The organism is Flavobacterium sp. GW821-FHT11G01, from assembly GCF_058808175.1.
In genome coordinates this window covers 1-587 of the sequence record NZ_JBXARK010000032.1, presented here as the reverse complement: position 1 = coordinate 587, position 587 = coordinate 1, and the positions used below count along the sequence as shown (strand labels likewise).

Annotated in this window: 1 protein-coding gene; it reads right to left on the bottom strand. The window is 32.2% G+C overall.

The genetic code is table 11. The features are described from left to right. A partial coding sequence (locus tag AC1RRN_RS21445; RefSeq protein ID WP_492969257.1) for an AMP-binding protein occupies nucleotides 1-587 on the bottom strand: 587 nt, incomplete at both ends.

The window sequence follows — 587 nt, the reverse complement described above, 5'->3', positions numbered from 1 at the left end:
TCCAACAGGAACAACTCCAAGGGAATCATCCAAAATGTAAACCTGGGTGTTCGATATAGGAGCACCAATTGGGATAAGTGAACTGCAATCTTTTATTTTAAATACTGTTGTCCAAACTGTATTTTCTGTTGGACCATATTCATTATATAATTGTATATTATCTAAATATTTCTTGTGATAGGTAATTAAATCTGTCCTAACCTGCTCCCCTGCTAATATTAAATTCTTTAAATTTAAAACATCCTTATTCCTTCTTAATTCATCAGATATAAAATTATAGTAACTAGGTACACAAAGAATATCTGTAATTTTATTTTTTACTATTATTTCAATTATATTTTCAGAGTCTTTTATTACAGACTCATTCGCAATAATTAGAGTTCCTCCATAACATAATCCTCCCCATATAACAGCAACTGAAGAATCAAAAGCATAGGAAGATATTAGTAATAATGCTTTCTGCACTTGATAAAAGTCACCTCTGTATAATGTCGAATTGATTAAACTCCCGTGCTCCACCATCACTCCTTTTGGATTACCTGTAGTTCCAGAGGTGTAGATCACATAAGCCAAATCATCCGGCTTGT